This is a genomic window from Armatimonas sp., assembly GCF_043757465.1.
Lineage (GTDB): Bacteria > Armatimonadota > Armatimonadia > Armatimonadales > Armatimonadaceae > Armatimonas.
The window spans coordinates 1-18294 of the sequence record NZ_JAYVPL010000075.1; the positions used below are offsets into that span (position 1 = coordinate 1).

15 protein-coding genes and 1 pseudogene are annotated in these 18294 nt (G+C 59.6%); 4 read left to right on the forward strand and 12 right to left on the reverse strand.

All coding sequences use genetic code 11. The features are described from left to right. Together ACH2ED_RS09735 and ACH2ED_RS09740 are read left to right on the forward strand one after the other, a co-directional pair. Positions 1-190 (forward strand): hypothetical protein (locus ACH2ED_RS09735; protein ID WP_395090583.1); only part of this gene is annotated, 190 nt, incomplete at its 5' end. Then, complete coding sequence (locus tag ACH2ED_RS09740; RefSeq protein WP_395090585.1) at positions 180-1460, forward strand: hypothetical protein; 1281 nt, start codon at positions 180-182, stop codon at positions 1458-1460. The genes ACH2ED_RS09735 and ACH2ED_RS09740, both read left to right, overlap by 11 nt. An 81-nt stretch (positions 1461-1541) precedes the next feature. Here ACH2ED_RS09740 and ACH2ED_RS09745 read toward each other — a convergent pair whose 3' ends face one another. From ACH2ED_RS09745 to ACH2ED_RS09785, 9 genes and pseudogenes are all read right to left on the reverse strand, one after another. After that, positions 1542-2669, reverse strand: a complete 1128-nt coding sequence (locus ACH2ED_RS09745; RefSeq protein ID WP_395090587.1) for an SGNH/GDSL hydrolase family protein — start codon at positions 2667-2669, stop codon at positions 1542-1544. A gap of 20 nt (positions 2670-2689) precedes the next feature. Continuing rightward, positions 2690-3481, reverse strand: coding sequence for a hypothetical protein (locus tag ACH2ED_RS09750; RefSeq protein WP_395090589.1), 792 nt, complete (start codon positions 3479-3481; stop codon positions 2690-2692). Then, the gene (locus tag ACH2ED_RS09755; protein WP_395090590.1) at positions 3478-3768 is read right to left on the reverse strand and encodes a DUF1905 domain-containing protein; all 291 of its coding nucleotides are present in this window, start codon (positions 3766-3768) and stop codon (positions 3478-3480) included. The genes ACH2ED_RS09750 and ACH2ED_RS09755 overlap by 4 nt, the downstream gene beginning before the upstream one ends. Before the next feature lie 42 nt (positions 3769-3810). Next, the gene (locus tag ACH2ED_RS09760) at positions 3811-5187 is read right to left on the reverse strand and encodes an acetylxylan esterase (RefSeq protein ID WP_395090592.1); all 1377 of its coding nucleotides are present in this window, start codon (positions 5185-5187) and stop codon (positions 3811-3813) included. Positions 5188-5205: 18 nt separating this feature from the next. After that, positions 5206-5940: a hypothetical protein gene (locus tag ACH2ED_RS09765; protein ID WP_395090594.1), complete on the reverse strand. Its 735-nt coding sequence runs from the start codon at positions 5938-5940 to the stop codon at positions 5206-5208. Next, on the reverse strand, positions 5937-7706 hold the full coding sequence (locus ACH2ED_RS09770; protein ID WP_395090596.1) for a hypothetical protein: 1770 nt from the start codon (positions 7704-7706) through the stop codon (positions 5937-5939). Before ACH2ED_RS09770 ends, ACH2ED_RS09765 begins: the two co-directional genes overlap by 4 nt. Next, on the reverse strand, positions 7703-8161 hold the full coding sequence (locus tag ACH2ED_RS09775) for a substrate-binding domain-containing protein (protein ID WP_395090771.1): 459 nt from the start codon (positions 8159-8161) through the stop codon (positions 7703-7705). Before ACH2ED_RS09775 ends, ACH2ED_RS09770 begins: the two co-directional genes overlap by 4 nt. After that, a pseudogene (locus ACH2ED_RS09780) lies at positions 8161-8259 on the reverse strand (LacI family DNA-binding transcriptional regulator); the annotation flags it as partial. The pseudogene ACH2ED_RS09780 and the gene ACH2ED_RS09775, both read right to left, overlap by 1 nt. A gap of 98 nt (positions 8260-8357) precedes the next feature. After that, positions 8358-9455, reverse strand: coding sequence for an Mrp/NBP35 family ATP-binding protein (locus tag ACH2ED_RS09785; protein ID WP_395090598.1), 1098 nt, complete (start codon positions 9453-9455; stop codon positions 8358-8360). 126 nt (positions 9456-9581) lie between these two features. Here ACH2ED_RS09785 and ACH2ED_RS09790 point away from each other — a divergent pair, with 126 nt between their 5' ends. After that, a complete protein-coding gene (locus ACH2ED_RS09790) occupies positions 9582-10775 on the forward strand; it encodes a polysaccharide biosynthesis/export family protein (protein WP_395090600.1) in 1194 nt (397 codons plus the stop codon). Here the strand turns inward: ACH2ED_RS09790 and ACH2ED_RS09795 are convergent. Both ACH2ED_RS09795 and ACH2ED_RS09800 read right to left on the reverse strand, forming a co-directional pair. Further along, positions 10753-12087, reverse strand: coding sequence for a hemolysin family protein (locus ACH2ED_RS09795; protein WP_395090602.1), 1335 nt, complete (start codon positions 12085-12087; stop codon positions 10753-10755). The two genes, ACH2ED_RS09790 and ACH2ED_RS09795, sit on opposite strands and share 23 nt — an antisense overlap. Positions 12088-12090: 3 nt before the next feature. Continuing rightward, on the reverse strand, positions 12091-12864 hold the full coding sequence (locus tag ACH2ED_RS09800; RefSeq protein WP_395090604.1) for a diacylglycerol kinase: 774 nt from the start codon (positions 12862-12864) through the stop codon (positions 12091-12093). A gap of 100 nt (positions 12865-12964) precedes the next feature. Here ACH2ED_RS09800 and ACH2ED_RS09805 point away from each other — a divergent pair, with 100 nt between their 5' ends. Further along, positions 12965-15106, forward strand: a complete 2142-nt coding sequence (locus ACH2ED_RS09805; RefSeq protein WP_395090605.1) for a heavy metal translocating P-type ATPase — start codon at positions 12965-12967, stop codon at positions 15104-15106. Here the strand turns inward: ACH2ED_RS09805 and ACH2ED_RS09810 are convergent. Then, positions 15103-18294, reverse strand: coding sequence for an SNF2-related protein (locus tag ACH2ED_RS09810; RefSeq protein ID WP_395090606.1), 3192 nt, complete (start codon positions 18292-18294; stop codon positions 15103-15105). The two genes, ACH2ED_RS09805 and ACH2ED_RS09810, sit on opposite strands and share 4 nt — an antisense overlap.

Here is an 18294-nt window from a genome sequence, read left to right on the forward strand (position 1 = left end):
AGGCATGGGGCATCCTCCGATCGAGATAAGATGCCTTGATTATGACATGAAATTCTGCTTCAATGTAGGGGGAGAAAATTTATGCCGGGTTGTACTAGTCTACTGCCCCGAGGATCTAGTGACGGGTCTGTGGATCGATTTGATACAACAGGAATATCTCAGAATCAAGCGAGAAGAAAATGATTTTTAAGAGTCAGGTCTTTGACTTTGTTGAGAATGGTTGGCCGCGTGAGATACACATCATGCGCGGCGATATTGTGAGGGTTGTAGGGAAGTCTGATCAGAACGGCGTTGAGATGTCCCTATTTGTCGTGGGTGGGCTAGGTGTAGTAGCAACTGAACGCGCATGGACGTTGAAATGGACTGCGCAGAGCGACCGTGCGTTCTATGTGGTTTCGTTGCGCCGACGAGTCGGAGCGCGTCCAGAGGAGAAGGTTGCCGAGATGCGTGTGTATGTCTACGATACGCCTCCCGCCTCATTTCGCATACAAGAGGAAACGGATATTATCACCCACCGTTGCGAGCTCCAGTGTGCTATTAAAGAGACAATTCGGTCTGTTGACTTTGAAGTGGGCAACATAGCCCTGCGGAACGAGCTGGTAGAGGAAAATCAGTGCAACCTCTCTTTCAGCGGACTCCTTCCTGGAACTCATTCCGTCTCGGGCCGCGTCAATCTCACAGGTGGGAAAGGTGCAGTGACCATCGCGCCCCAGCAAGTCACGCTGACGGAAATCTTCCGGCTCCGCGTGACACCACCATTGAAAGAGATTAATCTCACGCAAGAGATAGGTTTAAAGTCCGTGGAAATTCGGGCTGAACCCCTCGTAGGAATCCCTTCTCTGGCGAAGGTCGTAATTTTATTGAACCAGAAACCACAGGTAGTCATGAATTCCGAAAATATGGTTACCCTGCCTGTTGAAAATCTTATGGATGGAGAGTATGCTGTGCAGGCAGTCATAACATATAATGGGAAAAACCGCCTGTCTGCTCCCTTCACTTTTACTGTGCGGCGGGATATGGCCACAGAAGTTCAACGTATTGTAACTATTGCTAGGGGTATTCCACTGGATGCCTGTACAATTTACATTACCCAACTTGCAACTAATCTAGATCCTCTCTTAATCCTAAAGTCGGCTTCTCAAGCCCTAGAGTCGGTACAAAAATCTTTAGAGCGTAACAACGGACTACCAATTCCAGGATATCTTCCAGATAAATTTGCTATGACATTGCGAGAGCTACAGACTAACCGGCGCGAGGCACTGGTGCTCAGCCGCGTTTTTCTTGCGGGCGAGATTGAGTTCTGGTCATTCCTGAAGAATGCCCCGGATATTTCTAAAGGTAAGATTGCTGTCCTGATCGCTGCACGAGACATTCCGCTTTCACAATCTGTGGTGGTCTCTCAGGCCTTGCGTAAGCGCATAGATCAAGATGTGGCACTGGTGGCTTCTTTAATGAAGTGAACCTTCAATCGCTCCAAAATCAGGGTGGCTTCGCCCAGCGCAAGGGCTAGAGCGTCGGAGGCACGGTTTTCGGGAAAGCGCTCAGAGCCGAAAAAGACCAAGGGGAATGGACTCGGCCAGGACTTTGTAGCCAAGTTTCTCCGGGTGCAGACGATCCACGCTCTCGGCGGCGGCGGAGAGCTGGGTGGGGTTCTTCGGGTCGCGGAGGGCGGCGTCGAAGTCGAGAACGGCGTCGAGAGTGCGCGTGGTGCGAACCCACTGGTTGATTGCCTGGCGCTCTCGCTCCAGCTCTGGGGTGTAGTAGAACGACGGTGCACACGGGAGAATGGTCGCGCCGTAGACTTTTATGCCATGCGCCTGCGCCCGAATAGCGAGCTGCTCGTAAGCGGCGATTAGCTCCGTGGCTCCCGCCGACTTGCCTCCCAGATCGTTGATGCCCTCGAAAATTACCAGCCAGCGCACGCCAGGCTGGGCAAGCACATCGCGGTCGAAGCGGGCGAGCGCACTGGGGCCAAGGCCGCCTTTTATCACGCAGTTGCCCCCGATCCCGGCGTTGAGAACGGCAATTTGTTTGGTTCGTTTGTCAGCCTGAAGCCGCCGCGCCAGAAAGTCCGGCCAGCGCCCATTGCCATTAGTGGGCGAGCCGCGCCCGTCGGTAATGGAGTCGCCGAGCGTCACAATCGCGGCGGCGTTTTTGTCGGCGAGGACTTCAACGCCAGAGAGAAAGTACCAGTGATCCACTTTGACGGCGCTGAGAAGCTCGGGCGCATCGAGTGCGACTCCAGGCTGCAAGTACGACGTGCACCGCGAGCCGGGATGCCCGGTGATGGCTTGCGTCGTCGTCCGAAGATGCAATGTAATCGCCAGATCGGAAAGGGCAGTGAGAGGAAAGTCCAGTGCATCCGAGAGAATCGGCGTTCCTGGCGCAACTGTGACTGAGGGCGCACCATGGAACGTGAGTGCCCGGCTCGTCTCCGTCGCGACCTTGCTCTCACCCAGTGCCCGTGCTACCTGGACGCCAGTGAACGTCAGCGGCGCGGTGCCAAACTCATTGGAGAGCCGCACCCGCAGCTTGCGCCCCGCGAGTGTCAGTCGCACGATCTGCCGCAAGGTCGTGTCCGCAAACCCTGGCGCAGGCGGCATATTCCCCGGCTCCGTAAGCTGCGGCGACGCCATCCACGCCCCCACCCAGTTATCGTTAGGTGTCATACGATGACTTCCAGTCCTTTTTACTGCCCACGTTCTGTGGGCGGCCCCCCAAGACTCGCCATTCCAAAATACCCCAAGATCGGCCCGATTCCGAAGCCAAGGAGCGGCATGGGGGTGAGCTGGTGGTACGCGAAGAAGTAGATCGCGAGGTAGTAGAGCGCCACAGGAGCCTGCCCCGCGCGAAAGAGTGCAATAACGGGCAGGGCAAGTGCGACAAGGGCGGCTATCAGGGCGACGGGGCTCACGGCAAGGGCGAGCGGCAGAACTCCCTCCACATAGGCAACCGGCTGGAGAGGGTCGGGGCGCAGCCAGGCGAGTATGGCGACTCCTGCCAGCGCGACACTCACTCCGGCGCGGGCAAGAAGCGAGAGGGGGGAGCGCGACAAGAGCGCGGCACTGGCAAGCGCAAACGCCGTGACCTGTGAGGCATCGGGCTGCGCGGCGAGTGCGGCGGCGATCCGTAAGAGGAGCCAGGCCATCCCGCGCACGTGGGGCAGGAGCAGAAGTGTTATTGGGAGCGCCACCGAGGCCATATAGAGCCGAAATCCCCCAAGCCCCAGCCAGCGCTGTGGCCCGTCCCCCGACATCAGCACCAGCGGCAGAAATAGCGCTACGGTCGCAATTCCCAGCGCGACAGCGAGCTGCTTGTTGGTGAGCACCAAGCGCTTGCGGGAGAGAGCGGCGCAGGTCACTGCCGCAACACAGAACACCACGATTTGTTGAATAAGCTGGCTGGTTGGAGCGCCGCCCCGATGCATCAGAAAGAGGCTCCCGAAAAACGCCGGGATTGCAGAGAGGATGAGAGTATTCATGGTACGTTTATCTTCAAGCACACTGTCACCGTGTCGCCAATCTCCAGGCGCTCCGCCTTGCGAACAACGTCTTTGAGCGGCACGATATAGCCGCCATTCTTGGGCCAGAGCGATGTTTTGTAGGTTGTCTCCCCAATCGTCACCATCGCGGGGATCATGCCCCAGCCGTAGGTCACCAGCCCCGAGATTGCCTTGATGTCCTCGCTCTCTTGCTCGGGGACGGTGACGAAATGAAACGGCGACGGGCCGCGCCAGTGCCAGATCAGGCCGGTAAACGTGAGGGTCATCTTGGCAGATAGGATACCTTGCCCGTGATCGCCCCGGTTGGATTATTTCCAGTACCGCTCCGCCCAGGTGAGCAGGTAGGGCCAGTTGGGGCCGATGGTGTGGCCGCCTTCATGCTGACGGAAAGCGATATCGGTGTCGGTCAAGCCTTTCCCGATCTCGGGCATGGTGTCGGTGGCGAGGGGTTTCTTGCCCAGAAGGCTATAAACCGGTCCGGCGGCGACTCCCGCCAAAAACTGCCCCTTGCTGTCCACCCAGTTTCCCTCCACAAACGGCGAACCGCAGCTGATAAAGACCGGGCGAGGGGCACACAAGGCGACCAGCTCGTGGGCATCTACAGGGAGATCATTGGGGCCAAGCGAGCCCGAGGCGTACTTGACGAAGTTGCCCGCCATCCAGTGGTACTCTCCGGAGCTGGCGACATTCTCGATCTGCTCCCCGAAGATGCGTCGGTAGAGCTTCGCCCCGCCTGTGCCCGACGAGCCGATATAACCAATCGAAAAGCGCGGCTCGTAGGCCATAGTGACAACTGCGGCCTTTCCGTAGCGGGAGAGGCCCTCAATCGCCACTTGCTTTGCATTGACGGCCTTGTCGGTCTCGAAGTAATCCAACGCCCGGCTCGCACCCCAGGCCCAGGCTTTCAGGGCACCCCAGTCGTCCACTTTGCGTGGCTCGCCCTTATTGACCAGGCCGATAATGCCCTCACGCAGTCCCGCGCCGTTGTCCGCTTGGATGGATGCAGGCGAGAGAATGGCGTAGCCCCAGCCTTTTGCGAGGACTTGCTCTTGCCAGCTGGGGCCGGAGCCGGGAGGCGGAGCGAAGGCGGGCACACCGGGGCGGGTGGGGAAGATAAAGCCAAACTCCATGATGACCGGAACAGGTTTGGTCGCACTCTCGGGGGTGGTTAGCGTGAGCTGGATGTCCACTTTAATAGACGGGAAGTCTTTGTTGTCCACGTGCCCGACCAGCTTCTTGGTGACGACGGCGATCTCGCCTTTCTTCTCCTTGAGTGTCTCCGTCACTTCCCAGGTTACCTTCGGGGTGTTTTTTGGGGTACGACCGTACATCTCACGGTCGAAGTCCTCGAAAAGCTCTTTTCGCCGGGCTTCCCAGTCTTTCTTACTGGCGACTTTCTTGCCGTTTTTGAGCATCAGTGGGTCGGGGAGGGTGTAGGTGCCCACTTTTGCTTCGTCGGAGTTGGCGGCGTTGGGGGCCGTTGGAGTGCCGCTGGGGCCGGGGCGAAGCTTCTCGATCTTGAGGAGCTCTAGGAGGTGCTTGTGATCGGCTTGGGTCTTGGCCTGCATCTCCGGCGACGGCCCCAAGCGGGGAGGCTGGGGGCGGGCAGGGGGCGTCTGTGTTTGTGGTGTTGTAGGGGGTGTCTGAGCGGTCAGCACCAGAGCGAGGAGAAGGGGAGTCATCATTATTGTTATCCTTTCAAATCAAAAAAAACGAATCGTTGCCAGAGAGCGGCGGGGAAGCGTCATCAGGGTGTCGGCGGGGAGCTTGCCCAGGGGGCGCCAGCGCTCGCCGTCCTCGCCCTGGCTAGATTCGATCCGGTTCCAGCCCTCGCCCACAAAGGCGGAGTAGTGCTTCATGGCGTAGAAGCGCTCCCGCCGTTCAATCACTCCCGATACGGGATCGAAGTAGACCATGGCCCAGCTGGGCGACTGAAACGAGCGTGATGCCATCCAGATAAAGTAGCCGCTGGCCTCCCCGATCACCAGCGTATCGTGAATCTGAGTGGCGAGCTTGACGAAAGTGTCGCCTTCCAGAAACTCGGTCTGGAGTAGCGGTGTGTTAGGGAATGCGGCGCGCTGGGCCTTGAGGGCGGTGTGGAACTGCGTCTGGTCGGCCTTGTCCGCGCCATCCGAGCGACCGGAGGCGAGATTGTTGCTCTTGAGTCGTGCGGGGGGGCTCCACGCGGTGAACATCAGCCGGACGGGGGCTTTGTTGCCGCGCCCGCGTCCGTACTTGAGAGCGCTCCGGGGGTAGTCGTGGTAGTTACGGACGCGGTAGAAATCCAGCTTCAGGTCTTGAAAGAGCGCTTGGTAGACTTTATCGCGGCCCGGAAAGTCACTGATCATGTCTCCGTTGAAGGTCTGAGAGCCGCCAAAACCCAGCATCGGCTGGCGCAGCGCGTTGGTGTCGAGTCTTGCATTGGGTATCTGTTTCATAGGGGAAACTCCAGGCGCGGGTAGCTATGGAGTGGGATTTCTTTGTCGTTGACCAGCAGCGGCCCGCTCCAACCAAAGACGACTCTTCCCAGTGTAGGGGAGATATAGTCAATCTGTAGCGCTTCATCGTGGGCTAGCTTTATTGTCGAGACAGCGTAGCAGAAGTCATCGAAGTTCCCGAAGGTCACCTTGTCGCCCAACTCGCAGAGCCAGACATTCTCGTGCGCCTCGGCGCGTAGCTCGTCGCCGCCGTGCCAGCTAGGTTTTTTTTGCGAGTAGAGCGCCAGATAGCTCTCCCCAAGCCGGGCAAAGACCCAGTTGCCATTCTCTCGCATTTCGTCGAAAGCCTTTCGTGGGAAGTAGGCATGGGAGAAGGGCAGGGGGGCGTTTTCGGGGGCGCGGTGGAGGCAGATCAGCACGTTTTTATGCTGCGCGGCGCGGGGGAGCCACTTATTGCCCGCCCAGAAGTTCGGGCGCTCACTGTGCGCACTGCTCTGGGAGTAGCCGCCGGGCTGGTTGGTGAAGACCACGGCGTCGGTGCTCAGAGTTGCCTGCCAGACATGTTGCTGGTAGCCAAGGCCACCGGGGCGAAAGTCTTGGGCACAGGAGAGCTGGTAGTGTGGCGTCTGGAAAGTGAGTACGTCCACCGGCCCGAGGCATGTATTCACTTGGTCACCGTCGGTGAGGAGGGCAGCCTCGGCGATGAAGTTCTGGAGCCACGTGTCTTCGGCGGCCTCAGCGAGGGCAAAGGCGGTCTTTCTGAGGCGGGGATGGCGGGCATTCTGCACCGCCCAGAAGAGCGACGCATCGGTGAGAGAGTCGAGGTCAATGCCAGCGGCTTCGGCTTCGTCGGGGGCGACGCCGTAGCGTGCGCGAAGCTCCCCGCCAGACCCATGGGCAAGCGCGACACTCTCTTTGGAGCATCTGTAGCCGCTCGTTGCCAGTGCCGTTGCCGCAAACGTCGGGTGCGAGAGATCTGGCTCGCCGAGGCCAAAGACCAGCCAGGTCAGCGTACTCAAGGGATCGTGGCGGCGGCCTGTGAGAAACTCGGCGTAGGTGCGCCCCTGGCTGACTCCCACCACGCCATTGCGGCTGTGCCGCGCGACTTCGGAGAGCAAGAAGTCAATATGCTTGCGAGCCTCGTCGCGGAGGGCTTCGTCGTCGGCGAAGTCATAGAGGCTCACTAAGGCGAGCAAGTCTTCGTCGAAGTAGCATGAGAGCCACTCGGCATAGCCAAAGCGACGGCGGTGATTGAACCAGCGCAGGCAGCGTTCGGTGGATTGCGCAATGTGCCACGCGCCCGTTTGTTGCGTGCCGGGAAAGATGCTCTCGGGAAAGAGCTGCCCTGCGAGAAGTTCGGCGGTGTGAAACAGAATCTGGTGGTTCTCGGTGTGAAAACACATCCCCTGGATGCCCCGGCCATTTGCGTCGCGCTGGTCGTACCAGTAGCAGAAGTTCCGTGCCGCCTCGGCAATTGCCGCACGTTCTGTCTGTGTGAGCTGAGCAGTCGCTTGTGGGCGCAGGAGAGTACGTAGCAAGGCTACAAGCACAAAGTCGGCGCAGTCGCGGCGCTGGTTGATCCGTGCCAGTGCGTTTGGGAGCAAGTGTGGCGGAACGGGAGACACTTCCGATTCCAGCACCGCGATTAGCTGGAAGGCATCGAGGGGCAGGAGCTGAAAGATACCATCTTCAGGAACCGCGGACACGTGTGCGGCATTTTGTGCCTGCACTGCCAGGTAGAGCTTCTGGCGCTCGGTGTAGGTCATGGTGGTGTCTCCGTGGACGCTCGCGCATGGAGTTTGCAGGCGGGAATTTCTACCCGGCAAGCATCAAGTGGCGCACCATCAATCAGGCGCTGAAGGGTTCGAACGCTCTCCCGCCCGAGAGCCTCACCACTGGGGTCAACGCTAGTAAGGCCCGATCCTGGGTACGCATTGTCCACCCCGACTACCGCGAGGTGCCAGCCCCGCTCGTGGGCGAGTGCAAGTGCCGCCTGAGCCAGCGTGTCGTTGGCGCAGAAAACCGCCGTGGGGCGCTCCGCAAGAGCGTGCCAACGGGTGAGAAGTGTCCTCCAAAGTCCACATCGGGATCGAGAGGGCTGAGCATACAGACCCCAAAGGTGCGCGTGGCACGACGCTGGACACTGCTCACCAGCGAACTCGGGGTATCGTTTAGCTCGGAGACAGCGCGCCGGATGCGCTCGGCGGTCTCCGATGAGCAGACACTCTCACGCCCTCCCACAAACAGTGATACCGTCGTCACCGACACGCCTGCCTGGCGGGCTACTTCCTTGATGGTTGCTTTCTGAAACCGCCGCATTGCGTCTGAGTCTTTCCTAAAGCATTTTACTAAGCTGGCGCGATGATAGCACGGAGGCGTCGGGTTTGTCAAGGCGTGGGATTTACGTGGGGTGGAGCTTACATCACATTAAGTGGCCGGAACTTTCGGGCCTGGATACTGATCTGCTGAGCGAGCTTCCCGGCCACTTCATGGAAGATCTGGGACTGCGCCCCCTCAGGGTCGGAGATGAGCACGGGCTCGCCGCAATCTGAAGCCTCACGGGTAGGAATATCGAGCGGAATACGGCCCAGAAACGGGACTTTGAGCTCCTCCGCTGCGTCTTGGCCACCACCGCGCCCGAAAATATAGTAGGTGTTGCCGGTGTCTGGTGCCACAAAATAGGCCATGTTCTCAATAATGCCCAGGATCGGGACATTGAGCTTCTGGAAGGCCCTAAGGCTCTTGACGGCGATACTCGACGCCACATCCTGCGGGGTCATGACGATCACCGCGCCCGAGAGGGGAATACTCTCCGAGAGGGTCATCGTGACATCGCCGGTGCCGGGAGGCAAATCCACCAATAAATAGTCCAGCTCACCCCAGGCTACATCCCCGAGGAACTGGTTCACCACTTTCCCCAGCATCGGGCCGCGCCAGACAACCGGCTGACCGGGCTCGACCAGAAATCCCATCGAGACGCAGCTGACGCCATGGCGCTCCGCCGGGGCGATCTTGGAGATCACATTGCCGTCGGCCTGGCGTTCTGCCGTTTGCTCCAAGTGCTCGTCCTCCAGGCCAAGAAGCATGGGAATGGTCGGGCCGTAGACATCGGCATCCATCAGCCCGACCCGTGCGCCGGATTGTGCCAGTGCAATCGCCAGATTAGTCGCCACCGTGGACTTGCCCACGCCGCCCTTGCCCGAGGCCACTGCGATGACGTGCTTCACTTTCGGGATGATCTTCCCGCCCTGGGGCCGCCGCGCGACAACATTGGCCGTGAGCTCTATTTTGATCCCCTTCACGCCCGGAATCTCCCCGACAGCCGCGCGGCAATCCGCTTCGATCTTGGCTTTCATCGGACAGGCGGGGGTCGTGAGCTCCACGATAAATGCCACGTTGCCGTCGCAAATACGGACATTCTTGATCATGTTGAGGGTGACCAGGTCTTTTCCTAGGTCGGGGTCGGGGACGGTGCGCAGGGCTGCGAGCACCTGTGCTTCGGACACTTCAGGCATATTTATCTTTCAATTACCAGGTTTTCTTCAAAATACCGGCTTTTCTTCCGATGATTAAACACGGGAACCTACCGCAAGGTTCCGCAGGTATAGCAAATCGAACGCTTTCACACACTTGGAGAAAAAATGAGATCACCCTACTTTATCATCGGACTAGCGCTCGTGGGCGCTTTACCTGCTTGGGCACAGACGACGAACACCCCGACATCGGTAGGCCAAGTGATTCAAGACCCAATCACGGAGCCCATCCAGAAATACGACACGCTGCGTGTTCTGGTGATCGGTGAGCCTCTCTACACGGGAACCAGTGAGTTCAAGGTCAGTGCGGATGGTACCATCGAGCTGCCACGCATCGGGCAGGTACGTGTCGCGGGAAACTCAAACCTGAAGGCGGCGAGCTTTATCGAGCAGCGTCTCAAGAGCGGTAAGTTTCTTAAGGAGCCTCATGCGCTGGTGACGATTATTGACCGTAAGCGCAAGGAAGTGAGCCTCAACGGAGCCGTGGGCATTCAAGGACGGCGAGTCCTACGTGAGGGAACCCGCCTCTCCGATGTGCTTGAGGAGGCGGGACTGGCGCAGCTCGCCGATCTGGAGAAAGTGGAAGTAACACGCGGTAAAGAAGTCCTCGCGATCAACTACAAGAAGTTCCGCAACGGTCTGGATAACTCAGAGACGGTTAATCCGTTTCTTGAGGACGGCGACCGTATCTTTATCCGATTGGGAGAGCCGACCGAAGGGACGGTGAAAGTGGTCGGTGAGGTGAAGGATCTCACCAAGCCACAGCTCTCTATCTCACAAGGGAGCACGTTCAGTCAGGTACTGAGCATGGTGGGGGGCATCACGGACTACGGCGACCGCAAAGGTGTCTTTTTGATCCGGGGCACCCAGCGCATCCCCGTGCCCTACGATGAAATTGTCGGCGGTGCCACGGACAAAGACATCAAGCTCCTAGACAAGGACGAGATCCATATCCCACGGCTGGAGAAACCGAGCCAGTACACCGTGATGGGAGGGGTTCGCACTGCCGGCCCCGTGCCGCTTCAGGGAAAAGTCACCCTGATCCAGGCCTTCGCTAACGCCGGGCCGCTGGAGGGAGCCAAGCGCAAAGACATCCAGCTTTTCCGTAAGGGCACGGACGGGCTCTATCCCAAGAAGCCTAAGAAACTCAGTATCGAGGATGGTATTGAGGCATCAACGGTGCTTCAAGACGGCGATGTGGTTATCATCCCCGATCCGTCGCGAGGCAATAAATTCGACTTCAATCAGGTACTCAGCACTCTGGGGAGCATGATCTGGATCAGCTCTCTACTGCGTCGCTAGAGAACGCTGTCAGGCGGGTGGCGCGGATGGTCTTGATACGCCGCCCTTCCAGGACCTCTACCACAAACTCGACACCCTCGGTGAGCACGCGCTCGCCGACGGCGGCTTCGTGGCCGAGCATTCCAAAGACGTAGCCGCCGACGGTGGTGTAGTCCTCGTGCTCTAAGCGGGTGCCCAGGCGCTCGTTGATATCATCCAGGCTCAGGCGGCTGTCGAGCAGGGTGACGGTGGGGGAGATCACTTTTATCTCCGGCTCGTCTACATCGTACTCGTCCTTGATCTCCCCGACAATCTCCTCTAAGAGATCCTCCAGCGTGACGATTCCCGCCGTGCCCGCGTACTCATCCTGGACTATCGCGAGCTGCTGATGCGAGTGGCGCATGGTCTCCAGCAGATCGGCCACCCGGCGACTCTCCGGCACAAAGATCGGGGCGCGCACGAGCTTACCAAGATGGGGCGGGCGCTCTTCCGCCGTGAGGAGCCGCAGCAGATCCTTGGCGTGGAGCACACCGATGACGTTATCTATGCTGCCAGCATAGACAGGGATGCGCGAGTGGCCCGATGTCAGAATCAGCTCCACGACTTTCTCCAGCGGGGCGTTCACTGGCACGGCGGCCATGTCTACTCGAGGCGTCATGACGGCGCGAATCTCTGTCTCGGAGATCTCGATGATGTTCTTGATAATCTCCTCCTCGCCTTCGTCAATGCCACCGCCCTTGCCCTGGTCGTCCACGAATTTCTCAAACTCACCCCGCGTCATCATAGGCGCTTCGAAGCGCGCCTGCGGGGCAATGGTACGTGCCAGCCCTAAAATCAGTGCGGAGAACGGGGTGAAAAGAGCGGTGCAGCCGCGCACCAGAGGCGCAAGGCGTGTAGCCCAGTGGTCGGGAGCCTGCAAGGCCAGGGACTTGGGGAGCATACCGCCCAGCGCCATTGCCAGCACTGCCACCGGGATCGTGATAATAACCGGGGCAATGATACTGGAGTAGTCGTTGTTATTGTCGTGGATGAGGCGCTGAATCTTGGGGACGAGCGCCTGCGAGAGCACCGTCGCGGCGACGGCGGCAGCGGTGAAGCCACTGAGTGTCACGCCCACCTGGGTTGTGGCAATCATCCGGGGTTGGTCTTCCAGGAGCACCTGGACAGCCTTCGCCCCACGGCGGCCTTCTTCGACAATCTGCTCCACACGGGTAGAGCGCAGCGCGAGGAGCGCGGCCTCCGCCATGGCAAAGGCACCCATGAGCAGAATCAGAAGCAGCACCAGTACACTACTGGCTACGATAATCGTCGGGGAGATACTAGCAGGGTCCATAGATTATTTGGGGAGAGGGGATGCCGCCGGACGGGGAAACCACGAGGTAGGCAGGTGGTATCCAAGCCAGGGCGGAACCTTGAGCACGAGAGCCGCTAGAGTTAGTGCGATAACAGCACCGGCAGCCACTTCGCGCAGCGTATGCACTTTCGTCTCGACCCGAGACTGGGCAACCAGCGCTGCCAGCCCTAGAGAGAGCACGACAACCGCAGGCTGTGGAACGAGAAACAAGATAATACCAGCCAGGTAGAACGCGATGGCGGAGTGGCCGGAGATCACGCCTCCTTGCAGCAAAGAGCCTTTTTTCCCCGCGATCTTGCCCACCAACACGAGTAGCAAAAGAAGCACAAAGGCCCCCGCAAACACCGGAACCGTGGGGGGCTGGATCAGGCGTAGAGGAAGGCTTTCAAGACGAACTGCTCCCCAGAAAACGACAGCACCCACCAGAGCTGCCGTGACAGCGGAGATAAGAACAGCACCTGCCGCAATATCTTTCACGAACTTCGCTGCCGGGTGGTAGCTCTGGGTAATCATGTCCACCGTGCCCTCGATGGCGGTATTGAACAGCTCCGTGATGAGCACCAAAGCCGCACAGAAAACAAGTGCCAGCATCTCGACTCGGGGGAGGCGCAGGATGATTCCAGCCAGAAACACCAGCGAGAACGCAATCGTATGAAAGCGCATGTTCCGCTGGGTGCGGAAAGCGTGGGCGATTCCCTCGACTGCATGTCGAAAAGAAACGACGGGATTTTTAGCGCGCCAGGAAGAGTGGCTCATTGTCTGGCTTGTATTGTAGCCTATCTAAGCGTTCTGGTCGAGGCATCTGTGGTGCTATTTGCAGATTTGTGTGCACACCGATGCGGTACCATGAACTGTTATGCCGATCTCCCGCTACTTTATTGCCGCTATGGACTGCCCTACGGAGGAGCAGCTTATCCGAAACCGCCTCAGGAGTGTTGGTGGTATTGAGGAACTTCAGTTTGATCTCATTGAGCGGATTCTGACAGTGAGGCAAGCTGATGAGAGCACGGCACAGACCGAGAGTGCGCTTGCGGAGCTGGGGATGCACGCCCGTCCTCTGACGGCGGAGAATGCGGGGACTGTCCATGTCGCTCCGGTGCTGCCGCGCCAAAAGATCGTGCGGCTCGCGCTGGCGGGAGCGCTCGCCGCGAGTGCAGAGGCGGGTGCATGGATGATCGAGAGCCGGACGGGTCACCATGCCGATGATGCTCTCGCGGTGATCATGCTTGCGGTGGCATCGCTGCTGCTCTCCGGCGGAGAGACGGCGCGGAAGGCCTGGATGGCGCTCCGCACACGAACACTCAATATTAACTTTCTGATGGGCCTGGCGATCGTCGGAGCGATCGCGATTCAGCAGTGGCCCGAGGCGGCGATGGCATCGTTTCTGTTCACGGTCGCGGAAGTGATTGAGGGGCTTTCCCTGGAGCGGGCCCGAAAAGCCGTACAGGGATTGATGGAGGCGACACCTGAGACCGTCGAGGTGCTCTCAGAGTGCGGGAGCTTCCACGAGAGCAAGCTGGCGCTGGTTGCCGTAGGCGATAGGGTGCGGGTTCGGCCCGGGCAGACCATTCCCCTAGATGGCACCGTCACTGAGGGAATCTCCACGGTCAATCAGGCGGCGATCACGGGCGAGAGTCTGCCGATAGAGAAAATTGTGGGGGATGCAGTCTTTGCAGGAACCCATAATACAACCGGGACTTTTGTCTTTCTTGTCAGTGCGGCACGGGGCGACACCACGATGGATCGGATTGTCGCCACGGTGAAAGAGGCGCAGCAGCAGCGGGCACCCACGCAGCGCTTTATTGATAAATTCGCCAAGATCTACACGCCAACTGTGGTAGTGCTGGCGCTTCTCTATGCCGTTTTGCCGCCGCTCTTTTGGGGAGCAAGCTGGCCCGGGCAGCTTCACAGTGCGCTCGTGATGCTGGTAATTGCCTGCCCCTGTGCGCTGGTGATCTCGACCCCCGTTACCATTGTGAGCGGCCTGACGGCGGCGGCGCGGCTGGGCCTGCTGGTGCGAGGAGGAGCTTTTCTGGAAGAGGGCCGTCGGCTCAAGGTGATTGCCTTTGACAAGACGGGGACCCTCACCGAGGGGCGGCCCGCGGTGACGGATATTCTGCCGCTGACCGACCGTGCGCCCTCCGAGCTGCTTCACCTCGCGGCGAGCCTGGATGCGGCGTCGGAGCACCCCGTGGCCGCCGCGATTGTGACGCACTGTGCGCAGAGCCACGCGTGTCAGCACCTGCCCGTGGAGGCCTTTGAAGCCGTGATCGGACGGGGCGTGGCGGGGACACTGGAGGGGCGACGGCACTATGTCGGCAACCATCGGCTGACTGAGGAGAACCAGGTCTGTGGCCCCCATGTTGAGGCGCTTCTGGCGCGGCTGGAGTCTGAGGGCAAGACCACGGTCGTGCTCACCGATGCTCAGCAGGCGCTCGCCGTGATCGGGGTGGCAGATACCGTGCGCACGACGGCGGCGGAGGCCGTCGCTCAGCTCAAGGCGCTCGGAGTGCAGACCGTTATTCTGACAGGCGATGGGAAAGCGGCGGCAGCACAGATCGCGCGGCAAACCGGCATCACCGATGTGCGTGCGGAGCTTCTGCCGGAAGATAAGCTAGCTGCGGTGAGTGCGCTGGCGCAGCAGTACGGCAGTGTGGGCATGGTGGGTGATGGAATCAACGACGGTCCGGCGCTGGCGCGTGCCCAAGTGGGGTTTGCCATGGGGTGCACGGGTACGGGAGTCGCGCTGGAGATTGCGGATGTGGCACTGCTTCGGGAAGATCTGCGCCTGATCCCTGCGTTTATCCAGCTCTCCCGGGCCGTGGCCTCGACGCTAACCCAGAACATCACGGTGGCACTGGGGCTCAAGCTGGTCTTCTTGATTCTGGCGCTACTGGGCAAGACAACGCTCTGGATGGCCGTCTTCGCGGATGTGGGAGGGAGCCTGCTCGTCACGCTCAATGGTCTGCGTATCCTGCGCCTCTCTCGTAGGTTTTAGGAGAACAACGCGGCGATATCGTCGCGCGTCAGGGATTTGAAGAGGCTCTGGTCGGTCTGGATGAGTGAGTCCACTAGCGCCTTTTTCCTCTCCTGAAGCATTACAATCTTCTCCTCGACGGTATCGCGGGCCAGAAATTTATAGACAAACACCGGGCGGGTCTGGCCGATGCGGTGCGTACGATCCGAGGCCTGCTGCTCGACAGCGGGGTTCCACCAGGGGTCAATATGGATCACGTAGTCCGCCGCTGTCAGGTTCAGCCCGACCCCGCCCGCCTTCAGAGAGATCAAGAAAAAGGGAATGGCCTCGTCGCTCTGAAACGTGTCCACACACTTTTGACGGTCTTTGGTACGTCCATCCAGGTAGAGATAGGGAATCTTGCGTGCATCTAGCTCCGCCTTCAGTAGACCAAGCATCTGAGTGAACTGGGAGAAGATCAGCGCCTTGTGGCCCTCGGAACGCAGAGTCTCCATCGTCTCCAGCACCGCTTCGAGCTTCGCAGAGCCGACTTTGGTCGTCGGGTCCATCAGGCGGGGATCGCAGCAGACCTGACGTAGGCGCAGTAGGCCCTCCAGCACCCGAAGCTGGGCATTGGAGTTCCCCTCGTTGTCCATGATTCCTAATATCTGCGCACGGTACTTATCACGAGTCTGCTCGTAGAGCGTGCGCTGGGCCTTTTCCAACTCCACCGTGATAATACGCTCCGTGCGGGGGGGCAGGTCGCTCGCCACTTGTGCCTTGGTACGCCGTAGCAGAAACGGGCGGGTTAGGGAGCGCAGCGCCGTCACCGCGTTCTCGTCCTTGCCGCGCTCAATGGGCCCCAGAAAGTTCTCCTTGAATATCTCCAAGCCGCCCAGCAGTCCCGGATTGAGGAAGGCGAACTGGCTCCAGAGCTCCGCCGTTCCGTTCTCGATAGGCGTGCCCGTGAGCGTGAGCTTGTGCTGCGCCTTGAGCAGGCGCGCGGCACGACTGGTCTGGGAGAGGGGGTTCTTGATGGCCTGCGCCTCGTCGAGGATGGCATAGAAGAACGGGTACTTACTCAGCTTCTCAATATCGCGCAGCAGTATACCGTAGGTAGTGATGATCAGATCGTGGCCATCGAAAGTTTTGGTATCCTCCACCCGTGCGCTGTCGTCGTAGCGTAGCAGCTTCAAGCCTGGGGCGAACTTCTCCGCCTCGCGTTCCCAGTTAAAGACCAGGGAGCGTGGCACCACCAGCAGGCTCGCTTTTTTGTTCTGGCCCTGCAAGGAGAGCAGCAGTGCCAGAGTCTGGGCCGTCTTGCCCGTTCCCATGTCATCGGCGAGGCATCCGCCAAAGCCGCTGGTGCGCAGGAAGTGCAGCCAGTCGTAGCCCGATTTCTGGTAGGGACGGAGGATGCCTTCTAGCGATGCAGGCAGAGGAACTTCCTCGACTTTGTCAAAGCGACGGAGCGCTTGTTTCTTGCGCTCAAACTCCGCATCCACCTGTGAGTTGCCATCGCTATCGGTGATCGCCTGCTCAAACAGAAGCGCGTGCAGAGGCGAGAGGCGTAGGGCGTCGGTGTCTTTGGGCTCACCGGCCAGCGCGAAGATATGGCGAAAACGCTCGATCCAGTCATCGGGGATCATGCCAATGGAACCGTCGGCGAGCTTGACGTAGCGCTCTTTTTTGCGAATCGCGCGGCGCAGCTCTTTGAGAGTGGCGTGGGTCTCCCCAAACTCAACGAGGCCCTCCACATCGAACCAGTCTATTCCGCTACTCACATTGAAGGAGAGCGTGGGCTTGGTGCGATTCACTTTAATACTACTGAGTGCCTCTTCTCCAAAGATAGCAAAGCCCGTCTCGACCAGGCGCGGCAGGTGGTGCAGCAGAAAATCAACGGGCGTGAGGCGAGCACGAAGCGTAAACTCCCCCGCTTCCGTCCCGCGCTTGAGGCCATGGGCGAGGAGGGCATCGTAGGACTCAATCTCGGTCGCGGTGTCTCGGTGGATGCGATCCAGCAGACCCGTTTGGTCGTTGTACTGGAGTACTGTCGGGCTGGACTCTTTGCGCCAGGGCAGCTCGGTAGTGCCATAGCCGAAGCGGAGCTGAGCCTGAAGGTTGCCCGCACTCTCGCCCAGATAGAGCCGTCGCTCTGGTTTTTGATCCCGTATCTCCTCGCCAAAGAGCCCCTCGCCTGTGAGGGGGAGCCGCTCGGCGGCGCGCGGCAGGTACTCACTCCGAAAGTAGAGCACTTCGTCGGCGGGGATGATAACGGGCTCACTCTCCAACAGGGTAATGAGAGACTTCGGGACGGAGCCAAACCCGACTACCGCTCCGTCGAGCTTTAGCCAGAGAGGGTCTTTGAGCAGAATCTCCGGGCGCTTGACAGTGACAGGCTCACTGTCTACCATCAAGCGTGGCCCCAGAGTCATGCTGCCATCGGCATTGCTCGTGAGATGCAGAGCGACACTCCCCGACTCGGGCTTCACTTGGACGAGATTCTGAAAGGGACTGCCGTCGCTTCCGGTAAAGACCAGGGCATCGCCAAGCAGCGCCAGAAGAGAGTGGAGCTGCGACGATTCCGTGTTGTAGTAGTTATAGGAGGAGAGCTGCGCGGCTGCCAAGCGCACGGCGAGCTTTAGCTCTTGGGTTGCATTTTCGAACTGCTCACTATCCGGGTTACGGACACGCCATGTCCGTCCGACCTCACCGCGCAGGTGCCGGGCGACCTCGGCGGAGTCGGTGGGGTCGCTGACGCCGCTGAGTGCCGTTTGGGGAATCGCATAGGGCACGAGCTGCCAGTTACGGTAGGAGGGCTGGAGCGAGAAGGCGAGCAGACGGCTACCACGTTTGGGCTTGACAGCACCGCCTTCCACTCCCAGGACGCTCTGGAGCCGTGTTTCCCAGGTCTGTAGCGGGTTACTTTGGAGGTGCTGCTCCAGGCCCATCGCTGCGGCTGCGATATGGACACACGGGCGCTCCCCGGTGAAAAAAGGACAGTTACAGTCGCAGGCGATACTGCCCGCGTCGAGAAGCTCTAGCCGAACTTTCGCGCGGTCGTGCGCATCCACCTCGACAACTAAAGTGGCACTGGTAGGCGTGCATTCCTCGATTTGGCAACGCCCGCGCCACAGCAAGTTGCGAGCTTTTTCGAGAGTCGTTCGATCAACGGATTCAGCTATTTTGGCGCGACGAAGTAGAGTCGCTGTAAGAAGGGGGCGGTGCAT